12 protein-coding genes are annotated in these 15,478 nt (G+C 73.1%); 4 read left to right on the top strand and 8 right to left on the bottom strand.

What is annotated here, in order from left to right:
- The first annotated feature begins 168 nt into the window (after nucleotides 1–168).
- Together ACFV46_RS17665 and ACFV46_RS17660 are read left to right on the top strand one after the other, a co-directional pair.
- The gene (locus ACFV46_RS17665; RefSeq protein ID WP_055625190.1) at nucleotides 169–492 is read left to right on the top strand and encodes an STAS domain-containing protein; all 324 of its coding nucleotides are present in this window, start codon (nucleotides 169–171) and stop codon (nucleotides 490–492) included.
- A gap of 263 nt (nucleotides 493–755) precedes the next feature.
- Complete coding sequence (locus ACFV46_RS17660) at nucleotides 756–3,299, top strand: ATP-binding protein (protein ID WP_385498810.1); 2,544 nt, start codon at nucleotides 756–758, stop codon at nucleotides 3,297–3,299.
- A gap of 66 nt (nucleotides 3,300–3,365) precedes the next feature.
- On the opposite strand, the gene nucS is transcribed toward ACFV46_RS17660, so the two are convergent.
- Complete coding sequence (gene nucS, locus ACFV46_RS17655; RefSeq protein WP_361926109.1) at nucleotides 3,366–4,037, bottom strand: endonuclease NucS; 672 nt, start codon at nucleotides 4,035–4,037, stop codon at nucleotides 3,366–3,368.
- 266 nt (nucleotides 4,038–4,303) lie between these two features.
- On the opposite strand from nucS, the gene ACFV46_RS17650 reads away from it, so the two are divergent.
- Nucleotides 4,304–4,696, top strand: a complete 393-nt coding sequence (locus ACFV46_RS17650) for an SCO5389 family protein (protein WP_062667708.1) — start codon at nucleotides 4,304–4,306, stop codon at nucleotides 4,694–4,696.
- Nucleotides 4,697–4,784: 88 nt separating this feature from the next.
- Here the strand turns inward: ACFV46_RS17650 and ACFV46_RS17645 are convergent, their stop codons facing one another.
- Complete coding sequence (locus ACFV46_RS17645; protein WP_361926112.1) at nucleotides 4,785–5,813, bottom strand: LLM class flavin-dependent oxidoreductase; 1,029 nt, start codon at nucleotides 5,811–5,813, stop codon at nucleotides 4,785–4,787.
- A gap of 222 nt (nucleotides 5,814–6,035) precedes the next feature.
- On the opposite strand from ACFV46_RS17645, the gene ACFV46_RS17640 reads away from it, so the two are divergent.
- Nucleotides 6,036–6,368, top strand: coding sequence for an ATP/GTP-binding protein (locus ACFV46_RS17640; protein WP_151785909.1), 333 nt, complete (start codon nucleotides 6,036–6,038; stop codon nucleotides 6,366–6,368).
- A 3-nt stretch (nucleotides 6,369–6,371) separates the two neighbouring features.
- On the opposite strand, the gene ACFV46_RS17635 is transcribed toward ACFV46_RS17640, so the two are convergent.
- The 6 genes from ACFV46_RS17635 to scy form a co-directional block, all read right to left on the bottom strand.
- Nucleotides 6,372–7,244: an ABC transporter permease subunit gene (locus tag ACFV46_RS17635; protein ID WP_151785910.1), complete on the bottom strand. Its 873-nt coding sequence runs from the start codon at nucleotides 7,242–7,244 to the stop codon at nucleotides 6,372–6,374.
- Entirely contained in the window at nucleotides 7,241–8,497 is a 1,257-nt protein-coding gene (locus ACFV46_RS17630) for an ABC transporter ATP-binding protein (protein WP_385498809.1), read from the bottom strand. Before ACFV46_RS17630 ends, ACFV46_RS17635 begins: the two co-directional genes overlap by 4 nt.
- A 135-nt stretch (nucleotides 8,498–8,632) precedes the next feature.
- Nucleotides 8,633–9,403, bottom strand: coding sequence for an ABC transporter permease (locus ACFV46_RS17625; protein ID WP_361926119.1), 771 nt, complete (start codon nucleotides 9,401–9,403; stop codon nucleotides 8,633–8,635).
- A 1-nt stretch (nucleotide 9,404) separates the two neighbouring features.
- Nucleotides 9,405–10,373, bottom strand: a complete 969-nt coding sequence (locus ACFV46_RS17620) for an ABC transporter ATP-binding protein (protein WP_376727482.1) — start codon at nucleotides 10,371–10,373, stop codon at nucleotides 9,405–9,407.
- Nucleotides 10,374–10,497: 124 nt separating this feature from the next.
- Nucleotides 10,498–11,433: a hypothetical protein gene (locus tag ACFV46_RS17615; RefSeq protein ID WP_062667721.1), complete on the bottom strand. Its 936-nt coding sequence runs from the start codon at nucleotides 11,431–11,433 to the stop codon at nucleotides 10,498–10,500.
- Between the two features lie 183 nt (nucleotides 11,434–11,616).
- Nucleotides 11,617–15,465 (bottom strand): polarized growth protein Scy, encoded by a 3,849-nt coding sequence (gene scy, locus ACFV46_RS17610; RefSeq protein WP_385498808.1) that lies wholly within the window; start codon nucleotides 15,463–15,465, stop codon nucleotides 11,617–11,619.
- Between the last annotated feature and the right edge of the window lie 13 nt (nucleotides 15,466–15,478).

The raw sequence follows: 15,478 nt of genomic DNA, 5'->3' as shown, positions 1-15,478 counted from the left end.
CGATGGGGTGAATTCGGTATCGGTTCGCTCACAGACGGCAACCTCTGGCCGCTGAACGCAGTCAGAGGTTGCATCACCGGCCACTGCGAAGACTCGTAGCAAAGACAGACCCACGCACCTACGCAGACCACACACCGCGGAGCACGAACGCACGCTTAGGGGAGCGCTATGCACATCAGGGGCGACCACGCCGAACTGGTCGTCGGGGGCCGCCTCGACGTCCGCAGCGCGGCGGACGCCCGTACGGTCCTGCACTCGGCCGTCGACGACGGAGTCGGCGATCTGGTGCTCGACCTGTCCGAGCTGGACTCCTGGGACGCCACCGGACTCGGGGTGATCATGGGGGCTCACCGGCGGGCCGGCCGCTGCGGCCGGCGTCTGGTGCTGCGCGGCGTGCCGCTGCAGATGCAGCGCCTGCTGGTGGCCACCCGGCTGCACCGGATCCTGGCGATCGAGGGCGGCATCGGGGTGGAGTCCCTGCCCCGCGTGTGACACCCCGGCACGGGTGGGGCGGGACAGTCGGGCGTTCCGTCTGCGAAGCGCACACCGCGCACAATCCTCACGAGACTGTGATGTCTCGGGCGGCGCGGGACCCCGGGCTGTCGTAGATACTGTGCGAAGGTTTAGGGTTCGGCTGCCCGCTGGCTAGACGTTTCCCTTCGAGCGGGCCCGGACCAGAAGCGACAGCGCGGTGTGCAGCAAGGCCGGGAGGGGCTTGGCATACGCACACGACGCTTTTGGGGGGCTTGGAACCGATGGACCCGAACACCCGGGGACCCGAGGGATACGGCCACGACGCGGACGAGCAGTCGTCGCGTCCGCGCCCGCCCAGGGATCCCCTCACACCCGACTTCGGACAGCACGCGCCGACACTCGCCCGCACCGTGCAGCTCGTCTCGGGCGACCTCCTGCTCACCGTCAACCCGGTCGACGGCAGCGAGATAGAACCCTGCCCGCCCGCCGAGCGGCCGTCCCGTCCCGAGAAGCTCTCCGCGGCCGACCGCGCCGAGGCCGACCGGGCCGCGAAGCCGCCCGTGCCGCCCGGGCCGACGCGCCCCGCCCCACCCCTGCTGGCCCGTCAGGACGACCGCGAGCAACTGGTCCGGCTGCTCGCGCGCGGCCGCTCCGTCCGCCTGGTCGGCCCCCGTGGCGCCGGCCGCACCAGCCTCCTCGACCTCGTCGCCGACGACTGCGCGGACCTCGCTCCCGACGGCGTGGTCCGGCTCACCGGCTTCCGCCGCACCCCGGACGACCTCCTGCAGGATCTCTTCCGCGCGGTGTACGACGCCCCGCTGCACCGTCCGGAACAGGACGAACTGCTCGCGTGCGTGCGGGACATCGGAGCGGTCGTCGTCCTGGACGACATCGAGTTCGGCGGCACCGCCCTCGACGAGCTCCTCGACGCCACCCCCGAGTGCGCCTTCCTGATCGGCGCCACGCCCGACGTGCCCGCCCCGTCCGCCGAGTCCGACGTCGAGGAGGTCGTCCTCGGCGGCCTCGACCGCGCCGCCGGCATGGAGCTGCTGGAGCACGTGGTCGGCAGGGACCTCACCGAGGACGAGCGGAACTGGGCGGGTGACCTCTGGTTCGAGTCGGAGGGACTGCCGCTGCGGTTCGTCCAGGCGGGTGCCCTGCTGCGGCAGCGCGACCGGCTGCGGGCCGAGGCCGAGGCGGTCGACGAGTACGGCGTCTTCGAGGACGCCCCGCCCGCCGACGCCGTCGGGACCGAGAGCGTCCGCGACCGCGACGAGGTGCCGCTGCCGTCCCTCGGGGAGGCGGCCGCGCCGGCCCGGCTGCTCGCCTCACGGCTCAGCCCCTCCGCCCGGGCCGCCCTGCGGTTCGCGGTCGCCCTCGGCGGCGAGATGCCGCACCAGGCGCATCTGCCCGCCCTCGTCGGCGACACCCACGCGGACGCCGCCCTGGGCGAACTGACCGACTGCGGGCTCGTCTCGCCGATCGGCGCCCGCTACCGGCTCGCCGCCGGCGTGCAGATCCAGCTGGAGGCCGCCGGCTACGCCGACGACGTCGAGGAGACCGCCCTCGGCGCCGCCCAGCACTACACCTGGTGGGCCGGGCACCCCTCGGTCACCCCGGAGCGCGTCAGCGCCGAGGCGGACGCCCTGCTCGCCGCACTCGGCGTGCTCGTGGCCTCCCCGGCCCCGGCCCCCGACTCCTCCGGCACCGACGAGGACGAGACCGACCCCGCCGTCCAGCTGGCCCGCGCCGCGGCGCCCGCCTTCGCCGCCGGGCTGCACTGGAGCGCCTGGGAGCGCGCGCTGCGCGCGGGCGCCGAGGCGGCCCGGGCGGCCGGTGACGTCACGGAACAGGCGTACTTCCACCACGAGTTGGGCGTCCTCGCGCTGTGCGACGGCCGGCTGGAGCGGGCCCGCACCGAGCTGGAGACCGCGATCGGCCTGCGCGGCGCCCTCGCCGACAAGCGCGGCACGGTCGCGGGCCGCCGGGCGCTCGCCCTGGTCGCCGACCGCACCGGCACCGCGCCGGGACTAGCCGCCCTCACCGCCACGGCGGGCGAGGAGGTCCCGGACGCCCGGTACGAGGAGTCCCAGTCGCCGCCCGGGGGAGTGCCCGCGCCCTTCCCGGCCGTCGTCGACACCTCGACGCTGGTCACCCACCGGTCGTCCGCGCCCGTGGACCCGGTGCCCACCCACAAGGGCCGGGGCGGTGTCCGCAGCTTCGCCCGGCGCAACCTCGTCGCGGCCGGCGCGGGCGCGCTCCTGGTGGCCGTGCTCGGCACGGTCGTGACGCTCGGCGCGACCTCCGACGGCGACCCCGAGGGCCCGTCCACGCGGGTCGGCGTCAACCCGTCCGCGAGCCAGGGCGCCGGCGACGACAGCCTCGGCGCGGACGAGGCGGCGGGATCGGACAGCAAGGGCTCCGGCGACACCGGCTCGGCGACCAGCCGGCCGACGGACCCCGGCCCCGACGGCACGCTCGGCACCTCGGACGACCCGACGCCGACCACCTCGGGCAAGCCGTCGGACGACCCGAGCGGCACGCACAAGCCGGGCGGTGGCGACTCCGACGAGACGACGAAGCCGCCGTCGACCACCAAGCCCCCGTCCTCGACGAAGCCGCCGACGACCAAGCCCCCGACGTCCACGAAGCCGCCGACCTCGCAGCCGCCCACCAGCGAGACCCCGACGACCGAGCCGCCCACCAGCGAGCCGCCGCCGTCCGAGCCGCAGTCCTCGGACTCGGCGAGCGGAACGGCGTCCAGCGCGCCCGCGAGCGGCACGGCGAGCGCCTCGCAGAGCGGCGGCGACGACACCGTCATCTGACGGCCCGATCAGGACAAAGGGCCGGTTCCGTCGAGCGGAACCGGCCCTTCGCCGTCGCGCGGTGCGTCAGAACAGCCGGAGCTTGTCGTCCTCGATGCCGCGCAGCGCGTCGTAGTCCAGCACCTGGCAGCCGATCCCGCGGTCCGTCGCGAGGACCCGGGCCTGCGGCTTGATCTCCTGGGCGGCGAAGATGCCGCGCACCGGGGCGAGATGGGGATCGCGGTTCAGCAGCTCCAGATAACGGGTCAGCTGCTCCACGCCGTCGATCTCGCCGCGCCGCTTGATCTCGACCGCGACCGTGCGTCCCTCGGCGTCCCGGCACAGGATGTCCACCGGGCCGATGGCCGTCATGTACTCGCGCCGGATCAGCGTGTAGCCCTCGCCGAGCGTCTCGATGCGGTCCGCGAGGAGTTCCTGGAGGTGCGCCTCCACGCCGTCCTTGATCAGACCGGGGTCCACGCCCAGTTCGTGCGAGGAGTCGTGGAGGATCTCCTCCATCGTGATGATCAGCTTCTCGCCCGCTTTGTTGACGACCGTCCAGACGTCCTTCTGCTCGCCGTCGCCCTCCTTCAGGGTGCAGGGCGGCGACATCCAGTTCAGGGGTTTGTAGGCCCGGTCGTCCGCGTGGATCGAGACGCTGCCGTCCGCCTTGACCAGGATCAGACGGGGCGCCGAGGGCAGGTGGGCGGTGAGCCGGCCCGCGTAGTCGACGGAGCATCGGGCAATGACGAGACGCATGGTCCGCAACGCTACTCGACGGGCCCGGGTCGACGCGATCCGCCCTAAGGGAGTCCGTTAGACCCCGGACTGCCCCTGTTCGTTTCTGGCCGATTGTGAGCCTAAAGGGACTGGCTCATGTACGCATTCTCCTGGTGCCGTCACGGTCTGTTGCCTACCGTATTAAACGGGAGGTCGCGGGGTGTGTACACAGCGTGTCCGGTCGCGCGGACTCCCTCATCTGTCCGGCAACCCCTGCCACCGGCGGGGGTGCGAGAGGAGAACCCATGTCGCTCGACGTCTCACCGGCCCTACTCGAGAAGGCCGAGCGAGGCGAGGTCGACGAAGCCGAATTCGTCGACTGCGTCCGGACCTCCCTGCCCTATGCATGGGAGATGATCAGCTCCCTGGTGGCTCAGCTGAAGGTCGACGGCGGTCAGTTCGCCGACAACCAGACGCCCCCGCCGGACGAGCAGGCACGGGGACAGTTGCTGCGTGCCCTTGCGAGCGACGCGATACGCGGCGCCCTGCAGCGGCACTTCGGGGTGCGGCTGGCCTTCCAGAACTGCCACCGGGTGGCGGTGTTCCCGGTCGACTCCTCGGTCGACGAGTCATTGGCCCGCTTCACCTCGGTCCGCAGTCAGGTGCTCAACCAGTCCCCGGAGTTCAGGGACTGCTGAGCGAGCCGCTCGCTTGCCGCTCCGTACGCGGGAGGTGCATCAGTACCGGGGCGGCAAGCCCACCGGCGGGGGACCTCCCGCGCGCGATTCAGCCGAGCTGCGGGAGGACTTCGGCGCCCAGCCGCCGGACGTTCTCCTCGGTGGCCGCCAGGTCGCCCGAGCCCTCGACCAGCAGGGCGAAACGGGAGATCCCGGTGCGCTCGCTGGTCGCCGCGAGCCGGTCGGCGGCGAGGCGCGGGGTGCCTACCGGGTGCAGCCCGCAGAGCAGTTCGGTGTAGGCGAGCGGATCGCGCATGGTCCGCGCGCGGCCGTCCACCGTCACATGGGCCTCCAGACCCTGTCGCAGCCATCCGGGCATCGCCTTCGTGAGCGTCTCCACGGCGTCCGTGCGCCGGTCGGCGATCTGGCAGACCCCGGCGGAGACATGGGCGGCGGCGCGGATCTCGTCCTCGGTGCGCCCGGCCGCGCGCGCCTGCTCCCGCCACAGGGCGACCATCTCGGCCTTCTCCTCGTCGCCCACGTGCATCCCGAGCAGCATCGGCAGCCCGCGCTCGGCCGCGAGGCGCACACTGCGCGGCGAGGTGCAGGCGACGACCACCTCGGGGCCCTCCGTCTCGGTCAGGCACTCCGAGGGGCGGGGCACGACCGGCACCTCGCGGAAGCCGAACCGCTCGCCCGAGGCCCCGACCGCCGGTTCGCGCAGCCAGCGCAGCAGCAGATCGAGCGACTCCGGGAAGCCCTCCTCGTAGGCGCCCAGACCCGAGCCGAACACCTCCAGGTCGATCCACGGCCCGCCGCGCCCCACGCCCAGAGAGAACCGCCCGCCGGAGGTGATGTGCAGCAGGGCGGCCTGCTCGCCCAGGGCCACCGGGTGCGCGGTCGGCAGTACGCTGACCGCCGTGCCCACGCGCAGCCGGCGGGTGCGGCCGAGCAGCAGGGCGGCCAGGGTGACCGCGGACGGACAGGTGCCGTACGGCACGAAATGGTGCTCGGCCAGCCAGACCGAGTCGAGGCCCGCCTCCTCGGCGACCTCCGCGGAGCGGACCGCCCGGTGCAGCGCCTCCCCGTCGCCCTGGCCCGGGAACCGGGCCGCCAACACGAAACTACCTACGCGCATCGCTGTTTTCCTGCTTCCTTGGCTCCGACGCGGAGCTCCCCCAGCGGGCATAACCGTCTGACACGTGCCGAGGACACGGCCTGGCGGGGGGATTTGCGGATTGTCTGCAGAATGACGGGTCCGCGTGGGGGACTTGTGGGGGTTGGTTCCGTACGGTTACCCCGGTCCGTGCCGCGTAGGCTGGAGACGGCCCCCGTCCTGTATAGCTCCGTGAGGTGTCCCGTGTCCCCGCGTCGCAACCGATCCAAGGGCGCCGGTCCGTCCGGCCGCGGTGCCGGGGAGGACCGCTCCGGCCGCTACGGCGGCTGGCAGTCCTCGGAGACCTGGCAGGGAGAGGACTGGAACGTACGGCATGTGGCGGGCGCGAGCGCGCAGGGCAAGACGTACCGCTGCCCGGGCTGCGACCAGATGATCCCGGACGGCGTCCCGCACGTCGTCGCCTGGCCGGACCACGCGGGCGTCGACGACCGCCGGCACTGGCACAAGGCGTGCTGGAACGCGAAGGACCGCCGCACCACGCGGGTGCAGCGGTCCCGTAACGCGCCGAGGTTCTGAGCGCTACACGTCGCGCCGCTCCAGGAGCGCCCAGGCGCCCGCGAACGCGGCGGCCGTCACCCCGAGCATGATCCACAGCGGGTCCCAGCCGTGCGGGCCGGACTCCGACAGGGACTGCGCGTAGAAGACGCTCAGCTGGTTCGGGATGGAGTACTCGAACAGCGCCTGCTGCAGGTCCTGAAGGCTCTCCGAGAACATGAAGAGCGCGATCACCAGCGGCGCCAGCAGCAGGCCGATCATGATCGTGATCGCGCCCGCCGAGTGCCGGATGACCGAGCCGACGACGAGTGAGAGCAGTCCGAGCAGCGCGATGTAGAGCGAGATGCCGACCGTGCCCTTCAGCCACTCCTCGGTGGACGGCTCGCGGGCGCCGTCCAGCATGGCCACGTCCGCGAGGGCGACCAGCAGGGCCGACACCAGCGTCACCGTGAAGGCCACCGCGAAGAACACGATCGCCTTCGCCGCCAGCACCCGGCCGCGGGTCGGGCAGGCCGTCATCGTGGTGCGGATCATGCCGGTGCCGTACTCCGACGCCGTCGTCAGCACGCCCAGCGTGATCACGCAGATGGTGCCGAGCAGCAGCCCGAAGAACCCGAACGACAGAGGGCTCTCGCCCGCCAGACTCTCCTCGGCGGCGTTGGCGGCGATCAGCGCGGCGACCGCCAGGCCGATGCCGACCACGAGCACCACGAACACCCCGAGCGTCCACATCGTGGAGCGCACCGAGCGGATCTTCGTCCACTCCGAGGCGAGCGCGTGCCCGAGGTGCGTGCGCACCACCGGGATCGGCGAGGTGTACGTCGGGTACGGCTGACCGGGAGCCGCCTGCCAGGTCGGTGCGGCGGTCTGCGGCATCGGGGGCTGGGGCGTGCTCATCGGGCTTCCTCGGGCTTGGTCGGGGCGGCGGGGGCGGCGTCCTGGGGCGCGGCGGCCGGCGCGGGCGGCTGGGCGGGCGCCTGCGGAGGCGCGGGCGCTGCGGCGGGCTGCGGCGCGGGCGCCTGGCTCGCGGGAGCGTCCTGCGGCGCCTGGGCGGGCGGCTGGGCGTACGGGTTGGCCAGGGCGGCGCCCGGGTCCGCGGGCGCGCCGTAGGGGCCGGGAGCGCCCTGCTGGGGCGGCGGCGGGGCGTACCAGCCGGGCTGGCCCTGACCGGGCACCGGCATCGGCGGCTGGGCGCCCGGCGGCAGCGGCTGCTGCAGCCCGGCCTTCTGGTCGGCGGTCGAGCGGTAGTCGACGGCGCCCTGCGTCATCCGCATGTACGCCTCCTCCAGCGAGGCCTGGTGCGGCGAGAGCTCCCACAGCCGTACGTCGGAGGCGTGGGCGACGTCGCTGATGCGGGGGAGCGGCAGCCCGGTCACCCGCAGCGCGCCGTCCTGCTCGGGCAGCACGTGCCCGCCCGCCTCGGTGAGCGCGCCGGCCAGCTTCTCGCGCAGCTGCGGCTCGGTGTCGGGGGTGCGGACCCGGGCGAACCCGGCGGAGTTCGCCGCGATGAAGTCCCTCACGCTCATGTCGGCGAGCAGCTGGCCGCGCCCGATCACGATGAGGTGGTCGGCGGTCAGCGCCATCTCGCTCATCAGATGGGAGGAGACGAAGACGGTACGGCCCTCGGCCGCCAGCGACTTCATCAGGTTGCGCACCCAGTGGATGCCCTCGGGGTCGAGGCCGTTGACCGGCTCGTCGAACAGCAGCACCTGCGGGTCGCCGAGCAGCGCCGCGGCGATGCCCAGGCGCTGGCCCATGCCGAGCGAGAAGCCCTTGGAGCGGCGCCCGGCCACCTCCTGGAGGCCGACCACGCCCAGCACTTCGTCCACGCGCCGGGCCGGGATGCCGGCGAGCTGCGCGAGGCTCAGCAGGTGGTTGCGGGCCGAGCGGCCGCCGTGCACGGCCTTGGCGTCGAGCAGCGCGCCGACCTGGCGGGGCGCGTTCGGCAGCCTGCGGTACGGATAGCCGCCGATGGTGACGTGGCCCGCGGTCGGGTTGTCCAGACCGAGGATCATCCGCATCGTCGTCGACTTGCCGGAGCCGTTGGGGCCCAGGAAGCCGGTGACGGCACCGGGCCGCACCTGGAAGGACAGGTTGTACACAGCGGTCTTGTCGCCGTAGCGCTTGGTCAGGCCGACTGCCTCGATCATGCTCCGCACCCATCGAAAGGTTCAGGACAGCGGGGCGCACGCCCCCCGTAAGGGTTAGGAGGATATAAGGGCGCTGACGGTTCCACTCAAGGGCGAGTAAAAACTTCGCCGCGCCGGCCTCCTCGGCCCTCTCTTCTAGGCGTCCCGCTTCCGCAGGGTGAGGTATCCGCCGGCCACGGCCGCGATCACCCACAGCGCCATGATGCCGAGCCCGCCCCAGGGGCCGTAGGGACGGTCGTCGTCGACCGGGGTGACCACCTGCAGGATGGCGCTTCCGGCCTGGTCGGGCAGGTACCGGCCGACCTTCTCGGTGGCGGAGACGTTCCCGAGGATGTTGGAGACCAGGAAGAAGAACGGCATCAGGATGCCCAGCGACAGCATGGGCGAGCGCAGCATCGCCGCGATCCCCATCGAGAACATCGCGATGAGCATCATGTACAGCCCGCCGCCGAACACCGCCCGCAGCACCCCCGGGTCCCCGATCGACGCCCGGTGGTCGCCGAGCATGGCCTGCCCGAGGAAGAAGGTGAGGAAGCTGGTCGCCAGCCCGACGGCCAGCGCCAGCCCGGTCGCCACCGCGATCTTGCTGAACAGGAAGGTGCCGCGGCGTGGCACGGCGGCCAGCGAGACGCGGATCATCCCGGTGCTGTACTCGTTCGAGACGACCAGCACGCCGAAGACGATCATCGCGAGCTGACCGAGGCTCATCCCCGCGAAGCTGATGAAGGTCGGGTCGAAGTCCAGCCGGTCCCGTTCGCTCAGGTTGTCGAACTCGTTCTTCGACAGCGCCGAGATCAGCATCCCCAGGGCCACGGTCACGACCAGCGCCAGGGAGAGCGTCCACACGGTGGACGCCACGGAGCGGATCTTGGTCCACTCCGAGCGGAGCACCTGCGTCGTCGCCATCTCAGCTCCTCCTCCAGCCCTCGCCCCATGCCTGCCGCTGTTGCGGCGGCGGGGCCGGGGCCTGCCCGGTGTGCGCGTGGTACTCGACCGACTCCGCGGTCAGCTGCATGAAGGCCTCCTCCAGGGACGCCTGCTGCGTGCTCAGCTCGTGCAGCACGATGCCGTGGCGTGCCGCGAGCTCGCCGATCCGCGCGGACGTGCCGCCGTCGATCTCCAGCGCGCCGTCGCCCGCCTCCACCGGTGTGACGTCCTCCGCGCGCAGCGCGTCGAGCAGCTGCTCCCGCTGGGGACTGCGGACGCGGACGTACGCACGGGAGTTGCGGGCGATGAAGTCGGCCATGGAGGTGTCGGCGAGCAGCCGGCCCTGCCCGATGACGACGAGGTGGTCGGCGGTCAGCGCCATCTCGCTCATCAGATGGGAGGAGACGAAGACGGTACGGCCCTGCGCCGCCAGCGACTTCATCAAGGTGCGGATCCAGTGGATGCCCTCGGGGTCGAGGCCGTTGACCGGTTCGTCGAACATCAGGATGCGGGGGTCGCCGAGCAGCGCGGCCGCGATGCCGAGGCGCTGCCCCATGCCCATCGAGAAGCCCTTGGTCTTCTTGCGCGCGACCGCCGTCAGACCGACCGTCTCCAGCACCTCGCGGACCCGGCTCGCCGGGATGCCGTTGCTCTGCGCCAGGCACAGCAGATGGTTGTAGGCGCTGCGGCCGCCGTGCCAGGCCTTCGCCTCCAGCAGGGCGCCGATGTACGTCAGCGGGTCCTTCAGCTCCTCGTAGTGCCTGCCGTCGATCCGGACGTCACCGGCCGTCGGGTGGTCCAGACCCAGCACCATCCGCATGGTCGTCGACTTGCCCGCGCCGTTCGGCCCGAGGAAGCCCGTGACGATGCCCGGTCTGACGGTGAAGGAGAGGTTGTTCACCGCCACCTTGTCGCCGTACCGCTTGGTCAGCCCCGAGAGCTCGATCATGCGGCCACGCTAGGGGGAGCGTTGGGCCGATGCCACCCGGACGGCGCGAACAGCCCCAGGAATCGGCCGAGGCCCGCACCCCGGGGGGCACGGGCCTCGACCGTCGTCCTACGGCGTCAGCCGGTCACCGGGTCTGCTGCGCCGGGACCCCGCGGGAGATCGGCTCGTCCTCGGCCGGCGTGCCGGCGGCGGCCACCGCGGCGCCCGTGAGCGTCGCGAGCATCTCGCGGACGTTCGTCAGCTGGGCGTTGATGCTGTCGCGGCGGTTGGTGAGAGCGGCCAGCTCGCGCTCGGATTCCGAACGGATCCGGTCGGCCTTGGCGTTCGCGTCGGCCACGATGTCCTCGGCCTGGCGCTGCGCGGTCTCCACCGTCTGGCGGGCACGGCGCTCGGCGTCGGTGCGCAGCTTCTCGGCCTCCAGGCGCAGCTGCTCGGCGCGGTGCTCGATCTCGGCGAGGCGCTTCTCGGCCTTGGCCTGACGCGAGGCCAGGTCGCGCTCGGACTGCTCCCGGCGCTTGGCGAGGTTCGTCTCGAAGTCGGCGGCGGCCTGGGCGGCCTTGGCGCGGGTCTCCTCGAAGAGGGCGTCCGCCTCCTCACGCTTGGACTGAGCGTCCTTCTGGGCCTCGGACCGCAGCTGCGAGGCGTCGCTCTTCGCCTTCTCGACGATGCGGACGCCTTCGTCCTCGGCCTTGGCCTTGCGCTCCGCAGCGAACGATTCTGCGTCGTTGCGCACCTGCTGGGCCGCCGACTCGGCGAGCTCACGGTGCTGCTCCGCGGCGCGGCGCGCCTCCTCGCGCAGATCCTTGGCCTCCTCCTCGGCGAGGCGGAGGATCTTCTCGACACGCGCGCCGAGGCCCGCGTACGACGGCTCGGCGTCGGTCACCTGCGCCTGGGCGTTCTGCGTCTCGAGGTGGAGCTCCTCGATGCGCTTCTCCAGGGCGGTGATACGGGTGAGAGCGCTGTCACGGTCGGAGACGAGCTTCGAGATCCGTTCGTCCACCTGAGCGCGGTCGTACCCACGCCGCACAAGCTCGAAGCCGTAGGGGGAAGTGTCGCTCATGGGGTTCCTGTCGAATGAGACCGGTGAGGTGATAAGTGGAATCCTAGGGGCCGAAGCGGTGTGTCATCGAGCGGATACGTGTTTGATCTGGAGAATGAGACCCCTTTTGAGTGGCTAACCGTCGGACGGCTTGCCAAAAACCCGGTCAAAGCCCCCAGACGTCACCGGAACCCGCGGCGGGCGCTAGCCGTCTGACGACTTGCCACCCGATCGGGGAGCGCCCACGGTCGCCCCCGCCTTGACCCCGCCGTCCTTGGCCCCGCCGGGAGCCTCGAAGGACTCCAGCGCCTCCAGGACGTCCTGCACCCGGGAGATCTCGGCGTTGATGTCCTCACGGCGCCGGACGAGGACCTCCAGCTCGCGCTTGCCCTCCTCGACCGTGGCCTTGGCCTCGCGGATCGCCTCGGCCTTCAGCTCCTCGGCCTCCCGGATCAGCTGCGCCCGCTTCTGCTCGGCCTCCTTGAGCAGCCCCTCGGCCTTCTTCACCGCGGCGATACGGACCTTGCCGGCCTCGGAGTTGGCCTCCGACACCAGCTCCTTGGCCTTCGCCTGCGCCTTGGCCAGCTGCTCCTCGGACGCCTTGATGAGCGCGTCGCAGCGGTCGCCGGTCGACTTCATCGTCTCGGCGGCCTCCCGCCGGGCGCGCTCGTGCAGCTCCTCGATCTCGCTCGTGATGCGGTCGCGCAGCTCCTCCGCCCGCTCCCGGATCGCGGTGGCGTCCCGGCGGGCCCCGACCAGCAGCTCGTCGGCGTCCGTACGGGCCTTCTCCACCGTAGTGTTGCCCTCGACCGTCGCCTCGGCGACGAGCCGCTCCGCCTCCTTGCGGGCCGCGCCGACCATCGTGTCGGCCTGCGCCTCCGCGTCCGCGGTCGTCTTGAGCGCCTGCTGCTGCGCCTCGGTGAGCAGCTTGTCCGCCTCGGCGGTCGTCTCCGTGATGAGCGTGTCGACCTGCTCCGCCGCCTCCGAGCGCCGCTTGTTGGCGTCCTTGCGGGCCTCGTCCAGGGTGCGCTCGGCCTCCTCGCGGGCCGCGGCCACCAGACGCTCGGCCTCCGCGGCCGCCTCGGCGCGCACGCGCTCCGACTCGCCGCGGACCCGCTCGGCGTGCTGCTGCGCCGAGCCGACCGCGTCCGCGGCCTCGGCGCGCAGCCGCTCCGCGTCCGACGTGGCGTCACCGACCAGCTTCTCCGCCTTGGCGAGCGCGTCGGCCAGCATCCGGTCGGCCTCGGCGATCGTCTCCGACTGCAGCCGTTCCGCCTCGGAACGGGCCTCGGTGATGAGGGTGTCGGCCTGCTCCGCCGCGTCCGAGCGGATGCGGTTGGCGTCCTCGCGGGCGTCCGCCCGGGTCCGGGACGCCGCCTGGTCCGCCTCCGCGATCCTGTCGGACGCCTCGGTGCGCAGCCGCTGGGCGTGCTCGGTGGCCTCCGTACGCAGCCGTTCCGCCTCGGCGATGGCCTCCCCGACCGTGCGCTCGGCCAGCGACCTGGCGGCCTCCGTCTCCTCCTTGGCCTCACGCCGCAGCCGCGCGGCGTCCTCGCCGGCCCGCTCGCGCTCGGCGTAGGCGTCGGTACGGACCCGGTCCGCCTCCTCCTCGGCCTCCCGGCGCGTACGCTCCGCCGCGTGCTCGGCGGCGCTGCGCAGCCCGGTGATCTCCTCCTGGGCCTGCTCGTGCAGCCCGGCCACGGAGTCGCGGACCTGCTGGGCGTGCTGCTCGGCCGCCGACACCATCTCGGTGGCGCGCCGGTCGGCCTCCTCGACCAGGCGCTCGGCCTCGGCCTGCGCCTCCTCGACCCGGTTGCGGGCGGAGGCCAGCAGCTCCTCGCTCTGCTCGCGGGCCCGCTCACGCTCCTGGTCGGCCTCCTGGCGCGCCGAACCGAGCAGTTCCTCGGCCTCGCGCCGACGGCGGCCGGCCTCCTCCTGGGCGGCGGCCAGCGTCTCGGAGGCCTCCGTGGCCAGCCGCTCGGCGGCGGCCTGCGCCTCGGCGCGCACCCGGTCGGCGGTCTCCTGGGCCTCCGACCGCAGCCGCTCGGCCTCGGCCGCTGCCTCCGACCGCAGCCGTACGGCGACGGCCTCGCCCTCGGCGCGGGACGCCGACGCGTCCGACGCGGCCTCGGTGCGCAGCCGGTCGGCGTCCTCCTCGGCCTGCTGCTGGAGCGTACGGATGCGCTCGGCGGCCTCGGTGCGCAGCCGGTCGGTCTCCTCGGCGGCCTCCCGGCGGATGCGGGCGGCCTCCTCGCGGGCGTCGGTGAGGGCCTGCTCGGCCGCCGCGAGCCGCTGCTCGGCCTCGGTGTGAAGGCGCGTCAGCTCCTCGGCGGCCTCCGCGCGGCGCGCCTCGACGCCGCGCTCGGTCTCCTCGCGCAGCTCCTGGGCGGCCCGCTCGGCGTCGGCCTTGATGCCCTCGGCCTGCTCGACGACCTCCTCGCGGTGCCGCTCGGCCTCCTGCCGGGTGCGCTGCAGCGTCTCCTCGGCCTGCCGGCGCAGCGTGGTCGCCCGCTCGATGGCCTCGGTGCGGACCTTCTCGCTGTCCGTCGTCGCCTTCTGGCGCAGGTCGTCCGCGTCCTGCTTGGCCTTCGCCAGCAGTTCCTCGGCGGTCTTGGCCGCCTCCTCGATCTGCTGGACGGCCTCCTTGCGGGCCTCCGCGCGGATCTTCTCGCCCTCGGCGACGGCCTCCGAGCGCAGCTGCTCGGCCTCGCCGCGCAGCCGGCGGGCCTCCTCCTGGAGCTCGACCGTCTTGGCCCGGTACTCCTTGGTGTCGTCCTTCGCCGCGCCCTTGAGCTGCTCGGCGATGTCGTGCGCCTCCGCGCGCAGCCGGTCCGCCTCGGCCTCGGCCTCCCGGCGGATGCGCTCGGCCTCCTCGACGGCGGCCTTGGTGGTGCTCTGCGCCTCCTGCTGCGCCTTGTTGAGCACGTCCTCGGCGGTCTTGGCGGCCTTGGACAGCTGCGTCGCGCTCTCCTCGGCGGTGAGCGTGCGGGCCTTCTCGGCGGCCTCGGCGAGGACCTTCTCGGCCTCGGCGCGGGCGTCGGCGATGACCTGCTCGGCGTCGGCCTTGGTGTTCTCGGCCTCCTTGGTGGCCTCCTCGACCAGCCGGGCGACCTGCTCCTTGGCCGTGCGCATGCGCTGCTCGTTGGCCGACTCGGCCCCGGCCAGCGTCTTCTCGGCGGCCGCCTTGGCCTCGGTGACCAGCTTCTCGGCCTCGGACTGCGCCTTGCGCAGCGCCTCCTCGGCCTCGGCCATGCGCTGCTCGGCGGCCCGGCTGAGCTCGGTGGCCTGCCGGCGGGCCGCGTCCGACTCGCTGACCGTGGACGTGCGCAGCTGCTCGGCGTGGTCGGTGGCCTCCTGGGCCTGGGTGGAGGCGGCGTTCAGCAGGCGCTCGGCGTCGGTGCGCGCCCGGCGCAGGATCTGCTCCGCCTCGGTGCGCGCCTCCTCGGCGGCGTCCGTCAGACGGCGGCGGGCCTCGCCGGCCAGCCGCTCGGCCTCGGCGCGCGCGGCCGACAGGGCCTGCTCGGCCTCGGCGCGCGACTCGTCCAGCAGACGCCGGGCCTGCTGCTCGGTGCGGGCGCGCAGCTGCTCCGCCCACGCCACGTTCTCGTTGACGTGCGACTCGACGGTCTGCCGGCGCTCCGCCAGCTCCTGGTCCAGCTGCTGGCGGCGGGTGACCGCCTCCTGGTGCAGCTCGGCCTGGAGCCGGGCGGCCTGCTCCGCGTGCTCCTGGAGGATGCGCTGCGTCTGCGCGCGGGCCTGGCTCAGCTCGCGCTCGGCCTCCTGGCGCAGCTGGTCCGCCTGCACCTGGGCGTTGCGCAGCAACTGCTCGGCCTGGTAGCCGATGTCACCGCCGTCGAAGGCGGGCCGGGACATGATGGTGCGGCGCGCCTCGTGCAGCTTGGCGCGCAGCACCTCGACCTGGTAGCCGAGGTCCTCGGCGTGCTGGATCGCCTTCTCCCGCTCGGTCTTCAGCCGATCCATCTCGGCCTCGAACCGAGAGAGGTGGTCGACGTCAGCCGCCGGCTCTCGCTCCTGGCGTTCGTAGCCCCGCACTGCGCGGTCCCAT

It is taken from the genome of Streptomyces sp. NPDC059852 (assembly GCF_042731455.1).
GTDB lineage: Bacteria > Actinomycetota > Actinomycetes > Streptomycetales > Streptomycetaceae > Streptomyces.
This window is presented reverse-complemented; position numbering and strand designations above follow the sequence as displayed.